Here is a 16,684-nt window from a genome sequence, read left to right on the forward strand (position 1 = left end):
TCGGCCGGGTGGAGTGTTTCACGTGAAACACTCCGGCCGGATCGGCCCACGAGGCGCCGTCACGGAGGTGGAGTGTGCCCCCGAGTCTGGAAAGATGGGGACGACGGCAACGTCGCCCCCAGGTCAGGGCCCGCAATAAGCACACTCCCCGCACATCCAAGGAGCGGACAGATGCCCATCGCAACCCCCGAGGTCTACAACGAGATGCTCGACCGGGCGAAGGCAGGCAAGTTTGCCTACCCGGCGATCAACGTGACCTCGACCCAGACCCTGCACGCTGCACTGCGCGGCTTCGCGGAGGCCGAGAGCGACGGCATCATTCAGATCTCCACCGGTGGTGCGGAGTTCCTGGGTGGCCAGTACAACAAGGACATGGTCACGGGCGCCGCCGCCCTGGCCGAGTTCGCGCACATCGTGGCCGCCAAGTACGACATCACCGTCGCGCTGCACACGGACCACTGCCCCAAGGACAAGCTGGACGGCTACGTCCGCCCGCTCCTCGACATCTCCGCCGAGCGCGTGGCCCGCGGACTCAACCCGCTCTTCCAGTCGCACATGTGGGACGGCTCCGCCGAGACCCTGGCCGACAACCTGGCCATCGGCCAGGAGCTGCTCGCCAAGGCCGCCGCCGCGAAGATCATCCTCGAGGTCGAGATCACCCCGACCGGTGGCGAGGAAGACGGCGTCAGCCACGAGATCAACGACGAGCTGTACACCACCGTCGACGACGCGCTGCGCACCGCCGAGGCCCTGGGCCTGGGCGAGAAGGGCCGCTACCTGCTGGCCGCCTCCTTCGGCAACGTGCACGGCGTCTACAAGCCGGGCAACGTCGTCCTGCGCCCCGAGCTCCTCAAGGACCTCCAGGCCGGCGTCGGCGAGAAGTACGGCAAGTCCTCGCCGTTCGACTTCGTCTTCCACGGCGGCTCGGGCTCCACGGCCGAGGAGATCGCCACCGCGCTGGAGAACGGCGTCGTGAAGATGAACCTCGACACCGACACCCAGTACGCCTTCACCCGCCCGGTCGTGGACCACATGTTCCGCAACTACGACGCGGTCCTGAAGGTCGACGGCGAGGTCGGCACCAAGTCGAAGTACGACCCCCGCACGTGGGGCAAGGCCGCCGAGGCCGGCATGGCCGCGCGCGTCACCGAGGCCTGCGCGAACCTGCGTTCCACGGGCACGAAGCTCAAGTAGCAGCGGCTCACGCGGCAGCGGTTTCCCGGAAGGGCCCGGCTCCACCGTCCACGGACGGCGGGGCCGGGCCCTTCCCGCGCGTGCCCGCTCTCCCATCCGACAGACTGGGGCCATGTCTCTTCACCAGAACCTCCTCGGGGGCCCCGCCCCCACCCACCTCCCCGACGAGCCGTGCCGCGCGGCCATCGCCGCCGGCACCCCCGCCGTAGAGGTGGCCGCCGCGCACCCGACCTCCTCCCTCGCCTGGGCCCTCCTCGCCGACGAGGCCTTCGCGGCCGGCCGCACGGTCGAGTCGTACGCGTACGCCCGTACGGGCTACCACCGCGGCCTGGACGCGCTGCGCCGCGCCGGCTGGAAGGGCCACGGCCCGGTGCCGTGGGAGCACGAGCCGAACCGCGGCTTCCTGCGCGCCCTGAACGCCCTGGCCCGCGCGGCCGGCGCGATCGACGAGAAGGAGGAGCACGAGCGCTGCTCGACCTTCCTGCGCGACTCCTCCGAGACGGCCGCGGACGTCCTCGGCGCCTGAGGTCAGGGGCCTTCCGTGCCCGGAATCGGGCGGGCTCCCACCCGGGGCCCGCCCGGTCGCGGAAGGTGACGTGCGCCACTGACTATTGAAGCCCTGCGGCACGACGGTCTTATGATGCGGACAGGGGACCGGAGCTCCACTCACCTCACCGGAAGGAGCGGACCGCTACCCGGAAGCACGTATCGAGGAGACAGCGATGTCTAACGCCCTTGATGCCTCCGGAGACGGCGGTTCGGACACCCCGAACCTCGACTTCGCCGGCACGACCCCCTACGAGGACTACGTCCAGGCGGACGTCCTCACCCACCTCCAGCACCTCCGCTCGGACGACCCCGGCGAGATGGTCTTCCTGGTCACGACCCAGGTCATGGAGCTGTGGTTCACGGTCATCGTCCACGAGTGGGAGACTGCCGCGCGGGCGCTCCGCGAGGACGATCTCCCCGTCGCGATGGATGCGCTGAAACGATCCCTCCGCGAGCTGGAGGCCCTCAATTCCTCCTGGCGCCCCCTCGCCCAGCTGACCCCGGGCCAGTTCAACGCGTACCGCTCCGCCCTCGGCGAGGGCTCCGGCTTCCAGTCGGCGATGTACCGCCGGATGGAGTTCCTGCTCGGCGACAAGGCCGCCTCCATGCTGGTCCCGCACCGCGGCGCCCCGCGCGTCCACGCGGAGCTGGAGAAGGCCCTCCAGGAGCCCAGCCTCTACGACGAGGTGCTGCGCCTCCTCGCCCGCCGGGGCCTCCCGGTCCCGCCGTCCGTCCTGGACCGGGACCTCTCCCAGCGCTACGAGCCCTCGTCCGAGGTCGAGGCCGTCTGGACGGCCCTCTACGCCGCCCCGGACACCCACCCGGACCTGCACCGCCTCGGCGAGGTCCTGACGGACGTCGCCGAACTCGTCTGGCGCTGGCGCAACGACCACCTGGTCGCGACCCGGCGCGCGATGGGCGCGAAGACGGGCACGGGCGGCTCGGCCGGCGTGACCTGGCTGGAGAAGCGGGCGACGAAGAACGTCTTCCCGGAGCTCTGGACGGCGCGCAGCCATGTCTGAGCCGACCACGGGCCCGGGTCCCGACCTGGCGGCCCGCGCCGAGGCCCTGGACGCGGCCGACCCCCTGGGCAAGCTCCGCGACCGCTTCACCCTCCCCGAGGGCGTGGTCTACCTCGACGGCAACAGCCTCGGCGCGCTCCCCGCAGGGGTGGCCGCCCGGCTCGCCGAGGTCGTCACGGAGCAGTGGGGCACCCGCCTGATCCGCTCCTGGACCGAGGGCGAAGCCAACTGGTGGAACGCCCCCGAGCGCATCGGCGACCGGATAGCCCCGCTGGTGGGCGCCGCCGCCGGCCAGGTGGTCGTCGGCGACTCCACCAGTGTCAACCTCTTCAAGGCGCTGGTCGGCGCCGCCCGGCTGGCCGCGCCCGGCCGGACCGAGCTGCTCGTGGACGCCGCCACGTTCCCCACCGACGGCTACATCGCCGAATCGGCGGCCCGGATGACGGGGCTGCGCGTCGTCCCGGTCGACCCGGCGGACGCCGCGGGGGCGATGGGCCCGGACACCGCCGTGGTCCTCCTCAACCACGCCGACTACCGCACGGGCCGCCTGCACGACCTCCCCGCCCTCAGCGCGGCGGCGCACGCCGCCGGGGCGCTCGTCGTCTGGGACCTGTGCCACACCGCCGGGGCCCTGCCCGTGGGCCTCGACGCGCACGCAGTGGACCTCGCGGTCGGCTGTACGTACAAGTACCTCAACGGCGGCCCCGGCGCCCCCGCGTACCTGTACGTCGCGGCCCGCCACCAGGCCGCCTTCGATTCCCCGCTGCCGGGCTGGAACGGGCACGCGGACCCGTTCGCGATGACCCCCTCGTACGAGGCCGCACAGGGCGTGGCGCGGGCCCGCGTGGGCACCCCGGACATCCTGTCCATGCTCGCGCTGGAGGCGGCCCTGGACGTCTGGGACGGGGTCGCGGTCGAGGACGTCCGCGCGAAGTCCCTCGCGCTGACGGACTTCTTCCTCGACTGCGTGGCGGCGTACGTCCCTGCGGGCAAGGTCGAGCTGGTCACGCCCACCGGGCACGAACAGCGCGCCAGCCAGGTGTCCCTCCGCACGGAGAACGCGGACGCGGTCATGCGCGAGCTCATCGCGCGGGGGGTGATCGGGGACTTCCGAGCCCCCGACGTCCTGCGCTTCGGATTCACCCCGCTGTACGTCGGCTTCGCGGACGCGGAGCGTGCGGCGCGCGTACTGGGTCACATTTTCGGGTGAACCGGTAGCGAAACGTCACATCACCGCGCGGGCGGGGCTATGGCCCCGCCCGCGCCGGTATCTCCTCGGCCCGCCACGGAGGGGACCGTTCCGGCCTGATACGGTCCCGCTCTGCCGGAACACCAGTCCCCCTTGTCCCACGCGTTACCGGAGGTTGAGCCGATGACGGACCCCGCAGTCGAACGGGACGCCGCCGAGGCCGCCTCGGCCTTCTCCCACCCGCCCGTGGCCCCCGACGCCACGGCCGCCTACGGTGAACACCCCGACCAGCTGGTCGACTTCTACGCCCCGCGCGGGGACCGGGCCCAGCCGGGTACCGCGCGTTCCGCGCCGCTGGTCGTCGTCCTGCACGGCGGGGCCTGGCGCGCCCCGTACGACCGGCAGCACATCACCCCCTTCGCGGACTTCCTGGCCCGGCAGGGATTCGCCGTCGCCAACGTCGAGTACCGGCGCGGCCGGTCCCGGGCATCGCAGCCCCTGCCCCATCAGGACGCCGGGGGCCCGGTGGCCGGCCGCTGGCCCGAGACCTTCGACGACGTGGCCGCCGCCCTGGACGCCCTGCCGGAGCTGGCCGCCGGCCGTCTGCCGGAGGCGGACCCGCGCCGCACCGTGCTGACCGGCCACTCGGCCGGAGGCCACCTCGCGCTGTGGGCCGCGGCCCGGCACGTGCTGCCGGCCGACGCCCCGGCCGGCTGGAGGCTGCCTTCGCCCCCCCTGCTGCGCGGGGTGGTGGCGCTGGCCCCGATCGCGGACTTCACGGTGGCGGAGGAGCTCGGGGTGTGCGGGGGCGCCTCGGCGCAGCTCCTGGGCGGCCCCGACGGCTTCGCGGCGCGGCGACCGTACGCCGACCCGGCGGCGCTGCTCCCGACCGGCATCGCGACGGCGGTGGTCCAGGGGCGGAGCGACATCGTGGTCCCGGAGTCGGTGTCGGAGGCGTACGTCGCGGCGGCCGCGCTGGCGGGGGAGATGGTGGGGCTGACCCTGCTGGACGGGGTCGGTCATTTCCCTCTCATCGATCCGGCGGCGGATGGTTGTGCTGTGGTGGCAGAAGAAATCTCACAGTTGGCTTGGTAGGCCCGCCGTATAAGCTGATCGATTCGGGTTTTTTCGCGTGGCAAACAAATAGGGCGGGCCGGTATCGAAATTCTCGGCCCGTCATTGCAATTGCGGACCGGGTGACGCCCCCGGGGGCGGATTCGCCGGAAGTTCGAAGACGAGCTCGATCCCGTCGTCCGCGTTTCCCCGCTCCGCGACGCGCGTGAAGCCGAAGCCCGCGAGGGTGGCCAGGGAGGCGGTGTTGTCGGCCCTGATCGTGGCCCGCACGGTCCTCACATCGGGTTCTTCGGCGGCCCTGGCCAGCAGCGCGGTCAGCATGGCGCGGGCGTAGCCCCGGCGGCGGTAGGCGGACACGACGCTGTAGCCGACCTCGACTACGCCGTCCCCGTCCGGCGGGCCGTGGAACCCGGCGTCGCCGATGACGACCCCGTCCGGCTCGGACACCGCGGCCCGGGTGGTCCAGGGTGCGGCGGACGGGTCGCCGGCGAGCTGGTCGGCGCGGTAGCCGAAGATCCAGCGGGCCCGGTCGGACACGAAGTAGGGGTCGAGGGCCACGCCGGCCTCGGTGCTGCCACCTGCGAGGTCACCGTCGGCAAGGGCCCGCAGGGCCTTCGCGTTGAGCGTGACGAAGCGGACGCGTCTGGGGGGAGGTTCGTTGGTCATCGCGGAGATGCTCACCCCGCGGGCGGCGCACTGTCCACCGCTTTACGGCCCGGCGCTCACGGCAGCGTCTTGGCGCCCGTGTCGCCCTCGTCGCCCTCGTCGCCCTTGTCGTTCTTCCGGCGCACCAGCTCGGTGATCCAGACGGGCGCGTACGGAGAGGTGCAGCCGGGGGGCGTCGGATAGTTCTTGAGGACCCCCAGGCGTTCGCCGATGGCGAGTGCGCGGGCACGGTGTTCGGCGTGCTCGATGCCGATCTGGGCCAGGCAGTGGTTCATCGCCCACTGCAGGCGGTCGGGGGCGTCCTTCATCTGCGCCTCGATGACGTCGAGCAGTCCTGCGAGGTCCAGGCCGTCGGACTGCTTCGCCACCCGCTCCGTGGTGAGCGCCCACCCGGCGCTCGCGACCACGGGATCAGGGTCGGCGAACCATGCGAGACGCAGCTCTTCGGCGTGCGGGCCCTTCTTCACCACGTAGTTCACGAGCCAGTCGTGCACCTTGGGCCTGCGGGCCTCGCGCAGCATGGCGTCCAGCTCCTGCCGCCCGAAGGCCTTCGGGCGGCAGATCAGGATCGCCAGCAGGCGCGCGGCGGTGTCACCCGTCTCCCAGAGTTCGAGGGCGAGCTCCTGCTGCGTCTTCAACCGCTTCGCGAGCGCGCGCAGCTTGCCGAGGTTCACACCGTGATCGTCGCCGTGCTTCTCGTTCACGGCCCGCGCCTTCGGGTCCTCCAGCGCGGCCAGCTCGGCCAGCACCTCGGCCACCACCGTCTCGGCCACCACGGCCTCCTCTCCCTCACGCAGGAGATTCACCCTACGAGGGAAGGTCCCGCCCCGTCGTCAGACCGGGCGGGACCTTCGCGTCGTACCGCAGCGTCGTGCTGCTGGGCCTCAGGAGGTGAAGTAGCCGTTCAGGTCGGCGATCACGTCCACGCCGCCGGAGTTGTTGAAGAACGTCACCCGGCCGTTCACGACGGGGACCACCACCAGGTTGGAGACGGTCTTGCCGGCCGTGAAGTTGAGGTTCGACACGTTCGGGCGGGCCGCCCCGTGCGGGTACACGATGAGGTGGCTGTCGGACGTGGGGTTGGTGACCGTGACGTTCAGGACGACCGCGGTCACCCCCTGCGCCGGTACGCCTTCCACCCCGGCCACCTGGAGGCTGACCAGCCCACCGGGTCCCACGGCTCCGGCGCGGGCGCCGGTGCCGTCGCGGGTGTCCAGGAGCCGGACCGGCGTACCCGAGGAGAACGTCGAACCGGTCGCCGAGTAGTAGCCGGTGACGTCGGCGATCAGGTCGACCGAGCCGGAGTTGTTGCGCAGGTCCACCTTCCCGTTGACCACCGGGACGACCACGAGGTTGGGCACGATCTGCCCGGGCGTGAAGTTGAGGTTCGAGACCCCGGGCACCGTCCGGCCGTTCGGGTAGACCGTGACGTGGCCCGCCTCGGAGGGCTGGACGGCCGTCACGTTCATGACGACGGCGGTGACCCCGGTGGCCGGGACGCCCTTGACGCCCGCGACCTGGAGGGTGACCACGCCGCCCGAACCGACGCGCTGCTTGGTGGCGCCGGTGCCGTCACGGGTGTCCAGGAACCGGGACGGGGTGATCGGGGTGAGCGAGGAACCCGTACCGGCCTTGTCGGTGTAGTAGCCGGTGACGTCGGCGATCAGGTCGACGGTGCCGGCGCTGTTGCGCAGGTCCACCTTCCCGTTCACCACCGGCACCGTCACGAGGTTGGGCACGATCTGCCCGGCCGCGTAGTTGATGTTCGACACCCCCGGCAGCGGGCGGCTGTTGGGGTAGACCGTGATGTGGCCCGGCTGCGTCGGCAGGACGGCCGTGACGTTCATGACGACGGCGGTCACTCCGGTGGCCGGGACGCCCTTGACGCCCGCGACCTGGAGGGTGACCACGCCGCCCGAACCGACGCGCTGCTTGGTGGCGCCGGTGCCGTCACGGGTGTCCAGGAACCGGGACGGGGTCAGCGGCACGTACCGGGACTTGCCCGGAGTCGTGGCGGTCGTGACCGTGTACGCCTTCGGGAGGTAGCCCGGGGAGGGCACCCCGCTGGTGTAGGAGGCGCCCTCGCGGACGAGGTCGTAGACGGCCGGGGGCAGCGCGGTGGTGTCCACCTGGACGTTGAGGGCGGTGCCCGCGGCGTTGACGGAGACCGGGGTCAGCGCACGCTCGTGGCCGCCGCCCACCAGCTCGAGCTTCGTGCCCAGGGTGAGGCCCGTACCGCTGACGACGGCCTGGGACCGCGTACCGGTGATGCTGGTGGCGGGACTGATCCCGGTCGGGAGCTGGGCCGAGGCGGGGGTGCAGCCGGTTCGGCAGACGCCCTGCAGGGTGAACTCGACGGGCGTGGCGGCCTTGCGGGGGCTCATGAGCAGGACCGCCTGTGCGGCCGGGGTGTCAAAAGCGGCCGAGCAACGCGTGCCGAACTGGCCCACCGAGCCCATGCAGTCGTACGTGCCGGGGAGCTCGTTGTTCCAGTCGGAGAAGCCGAGCAGGTCCGTCCACGGGTGCTCACCGTTGGTGGCACTGCTGGTTCCGACGACGTCGAACGCCTGGCCGCCCTTCATGTCGAGCACGGCGCAGTAGGCCGTGGAGGACTCGGAGAGCACCCCGCTGCGGCCCGGGAAGCCTTCGGCGGACACCCGGTTCGCGGTGCACTCGGGTACCCATCCGGCCGCCGTGCCCACCTTCCAGGTGTCCACGTTGGTGTGGATCGGCTTGTCCGCGTAGCCGGTGGCGAGCATGACCATGAGGTACGAGGTCGAGCCGGTCACCTGGCAGGACACCCCGTGCTGCCAGCAGACGATCTTGCCGGTGGGGTCGAGGACCATCGTCGTGGTGGTGGGGTCGTACCGCCCGCCGAGCGTCCGCGCGCTCAGCCACATCTTGTCCGTGGCGGCGGCGGGCACCCGCAGGCAGCGGGCGTCGAGGGCCGAGTTCAGGTCGAAGGGGGTGGAGGGGCCGCCCACCTTCGTCGAGGCGGGCGCGGCGCAGTTCGCCGTCGGCGAGACGTCGCGCCGCACCAGCGTGTACGTGTCCGCTCCGCCCCAGCCGGCCAGCAGGGCCGTGTAGGCGGTGCCGGGCGTGAGGAGGCAGGTGGTGGTGGTGCTCGCGTAGCCCGTCTCGCACGCCACGTTGCCCCGCGGGTCGACGACCCGGACCGTGGCGTTCAGCTTGTTCTGGTTGTTGGTGTAGTCGACCAGTTCGGCGGCCGCGTGCTTGTCGCCGGGCACGCTCAGGCAGGCCTGGCGTACGCCGGCGGGCAGGTCGACCCGGGCGCCGGTGGAGGCGCCGAAGCCGGTCTGCGGCCAGAGGGTGCAGCCCGCGGCCTCACCGGTGCGGTGGACCACCAGGCCGTATGCCTTCGAGGCCTCGCCGCTCAGCACCACCCGGAACGGGGCGGTCCCGGTCAGCTTGCAGACGACTTCCGCGGAGCCTTCGCACTGCTGGGCGCCGGACGCGTCGTAGACGGCCGTGCGGGCGTAGCCGCCGTCGGCCGGGGGCCGGCCCAGCAGGTAGACGCCTTGGCCGGTGGCTGTCGGCAGGGTCAGGCAGAACTGCTGCCCGGGACCGGTGAAGGTGCCGTTGACCGGGCCGGACACCAGGCCGTCGTCCCGGGTCGCGGTGCAGCCCCGGGTCTCCTTGGCGGAGTGGAAGGCCATCCCGAAGGCGCCGGAGCCGGCGGTACGGGGGTCGACCGCCCAGGTGTAGTCGCCGGCGGCCAGGGTGCAGCCCGTCGCGCAGTCCGTGACCTGGGTGCCCGCGGCGGTGAACAGCGCGCCGTAGGGAAGGGATCCGGCGGAGACCGGGGCATAGGTGTACGGGCCCGCCGACGGGACGCGCAGCACGCGGCAGCGCACCGTGGAGGTCAGGTCCGGGGAGACCCCGTAGGCCTGGGGTGCCACGACCGGGCAGCCCTCGGGCCGGGAGAACCGGGCGGCGGTGAAGGTGTAGGGCTCGGCCGCGCCGTAGGACTGCAGCACCGAGACCCGGTACGGGGCGGGGCCGGTGAGCGTGCAGTCGAGCGCGTCGCCCTCACGGTTCAGGGAGGAGCAGATCTCCTTGCCCGCGGCGTCGACGATGCTCTCCTGCACCCGGTACGAGGTGGCGTGGCTGCGCACCACGTCGTTCGCGGCCAGGCCCAGCGTGTAGCAGTCACCGGCGGAGCCGGCGGGCAGCGAGCGCTCGAACACGGTCGGGGCGCCGAGCTTGGAGTCGGCGGCACCGACCGGCGTGCAGGCGGTGGTGGAGAGCAGCGGGGTGTACGCGACGGAGGCGCCGGTGTCGTTGCTGCTGTTGTTCAGCACCGTCAGCGTGTACGTGCCCGCGGTGGTAGTGGGGCAGCGCAGGGCGCCGTCGGAGGACGGGCGCACCGACTCACAGGTGACCGACGAGCCGTCGGGTGCGGCGAGCCGGGGATAGACCGATCCCTGGGCGGCGACGGCCTGGATCAGGACCAGGTCCTTCTCCTGCGGCAGGGTCAGCGCGATCCGGGCCGCCGTGGACGACGGAACGACGCAGGTGACGATCTCGTGCGGCTTCAGCGCCGCCGGGCACGGCCCGGACGGGTCGCTCTCGGCGAGCGCCCCGGCGGCGGCCGCCGCGGCCGCCTTCGGGTCGGGCTTCGGCGCCGACTCGGGGCCGGCGGCCCGGGGCGCGGCGGCGGAGGCGCCCGCGGCCGGATCGGTGGTGGTGGTGCCGGGTGACGGGGCCGCGAGGGCGGATCCGCTCTGGCCGGTGAACGCCGTCAGTACGGCGAGCAGAAGAGCGCCGGAGGCGAGGGCCGTACGGCCTCTCCCCCTGGTCGCGGACATACCTCTGCCAAGCGGCAGCAAACTCATGAACCCCCCAGTTCAAGCAGACCCGGTTCCGTTTTCGGATGTCGGCATCGGAATGCGCGGGCAGGCGGAGCATATCCCCTTGCCGAACTTGATTGAAAAGGGGTTGTGTACGCTGCGAAAGCAAAAATTTGATCATGGTCAAGAGAAAATGGGGGGCCGGTGCGCAATCGCCGACTCGTAATGACCGCTGCCCTCGTGGCGGCGGGCGTGGGGCTCGTACCGTGGACGGCTCAGGCAGCGGGTTCCGCCGCTCCCGCCGCCAACCCGGTGGCCACGCCGGACACCGTGCCGGACACCACGCCGGACCGGGGCGGGGGGCCCAAGTCCGAGACCTTCAGCAGCCCTGCCGACCGTACGGTCGTCACGGCCCCGCCCACGGCCCCGTCCACGGCTCCGTCCGCGGCGCCGCAGACGCGGGCTGCGGCGGCCGCTCTGGTCCCTGAGATCAGCCTGAGCGTGTCCTCTGTCTCGGCGCACAAGATCAGCCTGACGGCGCGCATGACGAGGGTGAGCGATGACACTGAAGTCGTCGTCGACTGGGGAGACGATGCGACGGACACGTTCAACCCGGGCATGCACAAGGCGGTGTTCAAGGGACACACCTATACCGAGGTCGGCACGTACGCGGTCAAGGTCACGGTCACGGACAGGACGACCAACGTCACGGCCACGAACGTGGTCAACGTCGCCACGGACGGCACCGAGTTCACCGCGCACGAACCCACCCGGCTCCTGGACACCCGTGCGGGCGTCGGAGCCGCGAAGGCCAAGGTCGCGGGACGCGGCTCGGTGGCCCTGAAGGTCGCGGGCGCCGCCAAGGTGCCCGCCGGGGTCCGCGCGGTGGTCCTCAACGTCACCGTCACCAACACCAAGGCGCCGGGCCACATCTCGGTCCAGTCCGACAAGAGCCTGGCCGAGACCGGCCAGACGTCGAACGTGAACTACCTGGCGGGCCAGAGCGTCCCGAACCTGGTGATCGCGAACGTCGGCCAGGACGGGACCGTCCACCTGTTCAACGGCGGCTGGGACTCGGTCGACCTGATCGCCGACGTCACCGGGTACTTCACGTCTTCGGCGGCCGCCGGCTACACCGCACTGACCTCGGCCCGCGCCGTGGACACGCGTGAGGGCCTCGGTACGTCCAAGGGCCAGGTCCCCGGCTACGGCACCTTCGACGTCGAGCTGGCCGGGCAGGGGCGCGTGTCGAAGCGGGCCACCGCCGTGGCGCTCAACCTGACCGTCACCAACCCGCGGGACCACGGCCACCTGACCGCTTACCCCAGCGGTCAGCAGGCTCCGGCCACGTCGAGCGTGAACTTCGCCCCCGGCCAGACGGTGGCCAACTCGGTGATCGTGCCGGTCGGCCCCGACGGGAAGATCACCATCCGCAACGGGAGCTGGATGCCGACCGACGTGGTCATCGACGTCGTCGGCTACTACAGCGTCGAGAGCCCGGCCGCCTATGTGCCCGCGCGGGTTCCGTACCGGCACGTGGACACCCGCAAGGACAAGTGGTTGGACTTGGACGGCGTGCGCTCCGGACCGGTGCCGGCCCGTTCGTACATGGCGAATTGGCTGCCGCGCATGGTGATAATCGAGGAGACCGCCTACGACCCGCCGCCCAGCGTCGGTTGGGCGCTGAACGTCACGGTGACCAACACCACCGGTGTGGGCTTCCTGTCGGTCGCCCCCGACCACAACGAGTGGAGTGACTACTACTACGGCGGAGCGACCGAGCCGGCGCGCCCCGTCCCCTCGTCGCTGAACTGGACGGCGGGTGCGACCGTTCCGAACCTGGTGCAGACCGCCACGGGCGACAGCCAGATGGCCGACTTCTGGAACCAGGGCTGGTCGAGCGTCGACATGATCGTCGACGTGCAGGGCTGGTACCAGCTGGACTGATCCGCCGCCGGGTACGCGGGAGGGGCGGTGCGCACCGTACGGTGCGCACCGCCCCTCCCGTTTCCGTCAGCGTGCTGGGCCGCTCCTAGAGGAACGAGTTGATCTCGATCGTCTCGGTGCGGCCGGGGCCGACGCCGATCGCGGAGATCGGGGCGCCCGACATCTCCTCCAGGGCCTTGACGTACGCCTGGGCGTTCTTCGGGAGGTCCGCGAAGGTCTTGGCCTTGGTGATGTCCTCGGACCAGCCGGGGAAGTTTTCGTAGATCGGCTTCGCGTGGTGGAAGTCCGTCTGCGAGTACGGGAGCTCCTCGACGCGCTTGCCGTCGATCTCGTACGCGACACAGACCGGGATCTCCTCCCAGCCGGTCAGCACGTCCAGCTTGGTGAGGAAGAAGTCGGTCAGGCCGTTGACGCGGGTCGCGTAGCGCGCGATCGGGGCGTCGAACCAGCCGCAGCGGCGGTCACGGCCGGTGGTCACGCCGCGCTCGCCACCGATGCGGCGCAGGGCCTCGCCGTCCGCGTCGAACAGCTCGGTCGGGAACGGGCCGGCGCCGACGCGGGTCGTGTACGCCTTCAGGATGCCGATGACGCGGCTGATCTTCGTCGGGCCGACGCCCGCACCGGTGCAGGCGCCGCCGGCGGTCGGGTTCGAGGAGGTGACGAAGGGGTACGTGCCGTGGTCCACGTCGAGCAGGGTGCCCTGGCCGCCCTCGAAGAGCACGACCTTGTCCTGGTCGAGCGCCTTGTTGATGATCAGGGTGGTGTCGGCGACGTACTGCTTGATCTGCTCCGCGTAGCCGAGCAGCTCTTCGACGATCTGCGCCGACTCGATCGCACGGCGGTTGTACAGCTTCGTGAGGAGCTGGTTCTTGCCCTCCAGCGCCGCTTCGACCTTCTGGGTGAGGATCGACTCGTCGTAGAGGTCCTGGATCCGGATGCCGACGCGGTTGATCTTGTCCGCGTAGGTCGGTCCGATGCCGCGGCCGGTCGTACCGATCTTGCGCTTGCCGAGGAAGCGCTCGCCGACCTTGTCGAGGGTGACGTTGTACGGCGTGATCACGTGCGCGTTACCGCTGACCAGCAGCTTCGAGGTGTCGATGCCGCGCTCGTTCAGGCCGCGCAGCTCGGAGAGCAGGACGGCCGGGTCGATGACGACACCGTTGCCGATGACCGGGGTGCATCCGGGGGAGAGGATGCCGGAAGGGAGAAGGTGAAGCGCGTACTTCTGGTCGCCTACGACGACCGTGTGGCCGGCGTTGTTGCCACCCTGGTAACGCACTACATAGTCAACGGATCCACCGAGCAGGTCGGTGGCCTTTCCCTTGCCCTCGTCACCCCACTGAGCTCCGAGCAGCACAAGAGCGGGCACAGGCGTACACCTCTTCCGGATGGGGCATGTCCAAGGTCAGGGGGCGTACGACGATGTACACCGCAGGCTGAGCCGTCGGACCGGTGCCCCGGAATAGACGAAGGCCCTGGCGCAATAGCGCAAGGGCCTCTTGCACAAAGATGCTACCCGAGGAAGGACCGAGGTGTCGGCTCCAGAGCCCACCATGAGCCATGCGGGCGCGCCGGTAGGCGGCCTGCTCGTGCTCGTCGACCCGGTCGCCCGCCGTCTTGACGGCGAGTCCGTGCGAATCGCGAAAGATGTGTTGTCAGCGGGTGCGGCGGCGAAAATTTGCCTCCCGGCCTCACAGGAGGAGTTTGCGCGGGCCCTCGCCCGCCGGGGTCATCGGCAGCCGGTGATCGTCGGTGACGACCGCGCGCTCGTACGGGCCGTCGGGCTCCTGCACCGTGAGCGGGCGCTGTCGGAGGGGGCCGTTTCGCTGATTCCGGTGGGGCCGGCGGGGTCGCTGGTCTTGGCTGTGCAGCTCGGCGTGCCGCTGTCGGCCGTGTCGGCCGCGCGGGCGGTCCTGGACGGGGCCGTCGGCATGCGGGACCTGCTGGTCGACGACAGCGACGGGGTGGTGCTGGGCGGGATCGGCATCCCGCCGCCGCCCGTACGGGCCGGGTCCGGGTCCGGGTCCGGGTCCCGGGGTGTGCCGCGGCCGGGCGGGCCGTCGGTGTGGAACGCGTACCGCTCGCTGGTCCGTACGTTCGTCCGGCCGCCGGCGGGGGCTTCCGCCAACGGGTCGTTCGGGGGCCACCGGCTGCGGGTGGAGGCCGACGGGGTGGTCCTGGCGGACGTGGACCGGATGGTGGAGGACGTCGCGGTGTCGGCCCGGGAGGGCGACGGGCTGGCGGACGTGCTGGTCCGGCTGGGAGCGGAGGCGGGACCGGGCCTCGGCTCGGGTTCGGGCTCCGGGTCCGGTTCCGGGTCCGGCCGGGTGGTGCGGGCCAGGGCGTCGGCCGTGACCGTGTCGGGGGAGGATTTCCGCTACAGGTCGGACGTCGGCATCACCGGCCCGGTCCGACGCCGTACGTGGACCTTGCACCCGGGCGCCTGGGGGCTGACACTGCCGCTGCAGCGCTGACGAGGGAGGCGGGCCCACTGGCCGGAATCGGGGTCGGGGTCGGGATCGCGGTCGGGATCACGGGCGTGCCCGGGCGTGTGAGGCCCGACGGGGGCGACCCGTTCCTCGGCGTGTGCGCGACCTTCGTACGGTGACCGGGGATCCGGTAGCGGGGCCGGGCCCGGAGCCGTCACCCGAGCCCGGGGCGGGGCCGGGGGCGGCGGTCCGGGGGCCCGGGCCTCCCGGTGAGACGGCCGTCCGGGACGCGCTCCGCGACTGGCGGCAGGACGCGGTGCTGGTCTGCCTGCTGCCGGTGATGTGCTGGCCCGCGCTGATCGGGGCGCTGATCACCCGCCCGGCGCTGTTGCAGGGGGTGCTCCTGGCGCTGCTGTGCCTGCCGGTCCTCGTCGGGCTCCGGGAGCTGTACGCGGCCCAGCGCGTGCGGAGCCTCCTGCGGGACCCGGAGCCGCGCTGGACCCCGTACGACGTGGAGGTGGTGGGCAGCCGTGGGCTGCCGCCGCTGCTCGTCCTGGGCGGTGATGGCGCGGGCCAGGTGGTGTCCCTGGGGCCGCTGGGGCGGCGGGTGCTGGCGCCCGCGATGTGGCCCCGCAGGGACCCGGCGCTCCCGCCCCCGACCGCGGAGCCCGACGCCTCCGACCCGCGGCCGGAGCGGTTCCTCTGGCTGGCCGGGGCCCCGGGGCCGGGGGCCGTGGTGTGGGCGCCGCACGCCCGGGAACTGGGCCGGGCACGCAGGCCGTGGCGGCGGGGCGCGCTCAGGCGGGGGCGGCCGCCTCGATGAGGTCGCAGACCGGGCCGGGGAGCGAGGCGAGGGAGGCGTGGCTCGCGTCGAGCTCGATGGTCTTGCGGGGGTTCATGCGGGCGGCCATGCGGCGCTCGTTGTCGGGGTGGATCATGCGGTCGGCGGTGGAGACCTGGTACCAGGACGGCTTCGCACGCCAGGCGGGCGCGGTGACGGCGTCGCCGAAGGTGGAGGCGAGGGGCGCCTTCTGGGTCACCGCCATGACCAGGGCTTCCTCGGGGGTGAGGTCCTGGGCGAAGCTCTCGTGGAACTTGTCCCGCGCGACCCACAGATAGCCGTCGGAGTCGGGGACGATGTTCTCGAACGCTGCCGGCGGCTTCTCCTGGGTGATCCCGCCGGGGCTCTCGCCCGCGTCGGGCGCGAAGGTGGCGACGTAGACCAGACCGGTGACGTTGGGGAGGTCCCCGGCTTCGGTGATGACGGCTCCGCCGTACGAGTGGCCGACGAGGAGCACCGGCCCGTCCGATCTGCCGGACCATCTTGCGGGTCCGCTCGGCGTCGTCGGCGAGGGAGGTCAGCGGATTCTCGACGGCGTGCAGGTCGGTGTACCCGCGGCGGTGGAGCTCGCCGATGACCTTGGCCCAGTGGGCGGCGCCGCCCCAGAAGCCGTGGACGAGCACGATGGCGGGGGTGCGGAGGGGGCTGTCGGCCATGGGGGTTCTTCTCCTGAGTCCGGTGTCCGGCTGTCGTCCCGTGTCCCGTGTCCCGTGTCCCGTGTCCCGTGTCCGTGTGGGGTCGGGTCGGAGTCCCCCCGGTCCACGCTAGGCGGATCGTCTGCCGGCCGCCATGGCGCGGCGCCGAGCTCGCCGGACCGCCCCACGTGCTCGCACACCTGCCGGGCGTCCACGACATGGAGGTCCGGGAGCACCGGACCGGCTCCGGTCCGACACGGACGAGCTGGACGCACGCCGTATTGCGCTCACCGGCCGGCTCGGCGGTGCGGTGCCTCACCGCGACCC

General features: G+C 72.0%; 13 protein-coding genes. 8 read left to right on the forward strand and 5 right to left on the reverse strand.

Annotated elements, in window-relative coordinates; all coding sequences use genetic code 11:
- Window positions 1-171 precede the first annotated feature (171 nt).
- The 5 genes from fbaA (at window position 172) to AC6CKD_RS25385 (ending at window position 5,049) form a co-directional block, all read left to right on the forward strand.
- Window positions 172-1,194, forward strand: a complete 1,023-nt coding sequence (gene fbaA, locus AC6CKD_RS25365; RefSeq protein ID WP_215031220.1) for a class II fructose-bisphosphate aldolase — start codon at window positions 172-174, stop codon at window positions 1,192-1,194.
- 112 nt (window positions 1,195-1,306) lie between these two features.
- A complete protein-coding gene (locus AC6CKD_RS25370; RefSeq protein WP_498330183.1) occupies window positions 1,307-1,720 on the forward strand; it encodes a DUF3151 domain-containing protein in 414 nt (137 codons plus the stop codon).
- Window positions 1,721-1,916: 196 nt separating this feature from the next.
- The gene (locus AC6CKD_RS25375) at window positions 1,917-2,765 is read left to right on the forward strand and encodes a tryptophan 2,3-dioxygenase family protein (protein WP_498330185.1); all 849 of its coding nucleotides are present in this window, start codon (window positions 1,917-1,919) and stop codon (window positions 2,763-2,765) included.
- A complete protein-coding gene (kynU, locus tag AC6CKD_RS25380; protein WP_498330187.1) occupies window positions 2,758-3,975 on the forward strand; it encodes a kynureninase in 1,218 nt (405 codons plus the stop codon). The genes AC6CKD_RS25375 and kynU overlap by 8 nt, the downstream gene beginning before the upstream one ends.
- A gap of 162 nt (window positions 3,976-4,137) precedes the next feature.
- Entirely contained in the window at window positions 4,138-5,049 is a 912-nt protein-coding gene (locus tag AC6CKD_RS25385) for an alpha/beta hydrolase family protein (RefSeq protein WP_498330189.1), read from the forward strand.
- A gap of 81 nt (window positions 5,050-5,130) precedes the next feature.
- Here the strand turns inward: AC6CKD_RS25385 and AC6CKD_RS25390 are convergent, their stop codons facing one another.
- The 3 genes from AC6CKD_RS25390 to AC6CKD_RS25400 all read right to left on the reverse strand — a co-directional run bounded on the left by AC6CKD_RS25390 (window position 5,131) and on the right by AC6CKD_RS25400 (window position 10,523).
- A complete protein-coding gene (locus tag AC6CKD_RS25390) occupies window positions 5,131-5,694 on the reverse strand; it encodes a GNAT family N-acetyltransferase (RefSeq protein ID WP_498330191.1) in 564 nt (187 codons plus the stop codon).
- A 56-nt stretch (window positions 5,695-5,750) separates the two neighbouring features.
- Window positions 5,751-6,467, reverse strand: coding sequence for a DNA alkylation repair protein (locus AC6CKD_RS25395; protein ID WP_498330490.1), 717 nt, complete (start codon window positions 6,465-6,467; stop codon window positions 5,751-5,753).
- Between the two features lie 111 nt (window positions 6,468-6,578).
- Window positions 6,579-10,523, reverse strand: a complete 3,945-nt coding sequence (locus AC6CKD_RS25400) for a hypothetical protein (RefSeq protein WP_498330192.1) — start codon at window positions 10,521-10,523, stop codon at window positions 6,579-6,581.
- Window positions 10,524-10,730: 207 nt separating this feature from the next.
- Between AC6CKD_RS25400 and AC6CKD_RS25405 the strand changes: the two genes are divergently transcribed.
- Complete coding sequence (locus AC6CKD_RS25405; RefSeq protein WP_498330193.1) at window positions 10,731-12,452, forward strand: hypothetical protein; 1,722 nt, start codon at window positions 10,731-10,733, stop codon at window positions 12,450-12,452.
- A gap of 85 nt (window positions 12,453-12,537) precedes the next feature.
- On the opposite strand, the gene AC6CKD_RS25410 is transcribed toward AC6CKD_RS25405, so the two are convergent.
- Window positions 12,538-13,821 carry an adenylosuccinate synthase gene (locus tag AC6CKD_RS25410; protein ID WP_327305424.1) on the reverse strand — a complete coding sequence of 428 codons (1,284 nt, stop codon included), beginning with the start codon at window positions 13,819-13,821 and terminating at the stop codon, window positions 12,538-12,540.
- Between the two features lie 184 nt (window positions 13,822-14,005).
- Here AC6CKD_RS25410 and AC6CKD_RS25415 point away from each other — a divergent pair, with 184 nt between their 5' ends.
- Both AC6CKD_RS25415 and AC6CKD_RS25420 read left to right on the forward strand, forming a co-directional pair.
- Window positions 14,006-14,926, forward strand: a complete 921-nt coding sequence (locus AC6CKD_RS25415; RefSeq protein ID WP_498330491.1) for a diacylglycerol kinase — start codon at window positions 14,006-14,008, stop codon at window positions 14,924-14,926.
- Window positions 14,927-15,056: 130 nt separating this feature from the next.
- On the forward strand, window positions 15,057-15,704 hold the full coding sequence (locus tag AC6CKD_RS25420) for a hypothetical protein (RefSeq protein ID WP_498330194.1): 648 nt from the start codon (window positions 15,057-15,059) through the stop codon (window positions 15,702-15,704).
- Here AC6CKD_RS25420 and AC6CKD_RS25425 read toward each other — a convergent pair.
- Window positions 15,679-16,179, reverse strand: a complete 501-nt coding sequence (locus AC6CKD_RS25425; protein WP_498330195.1) for an alpha/beta hydrolase — start codon at window positions 16,177-16,179, stop codon at window positions 15,679-15,681. The two genes, AC6CKD_RS25420 and AC6CKD_RS25425, sit on opposite strands and share 26 nt — an antisense overlap.
- Window positions 16,180-16,684 lie beyond the last annotated feature (505 nt).

It is taken from the genome of Streptomyces sp. GQ60 (genome assembly GCF_059758875.1).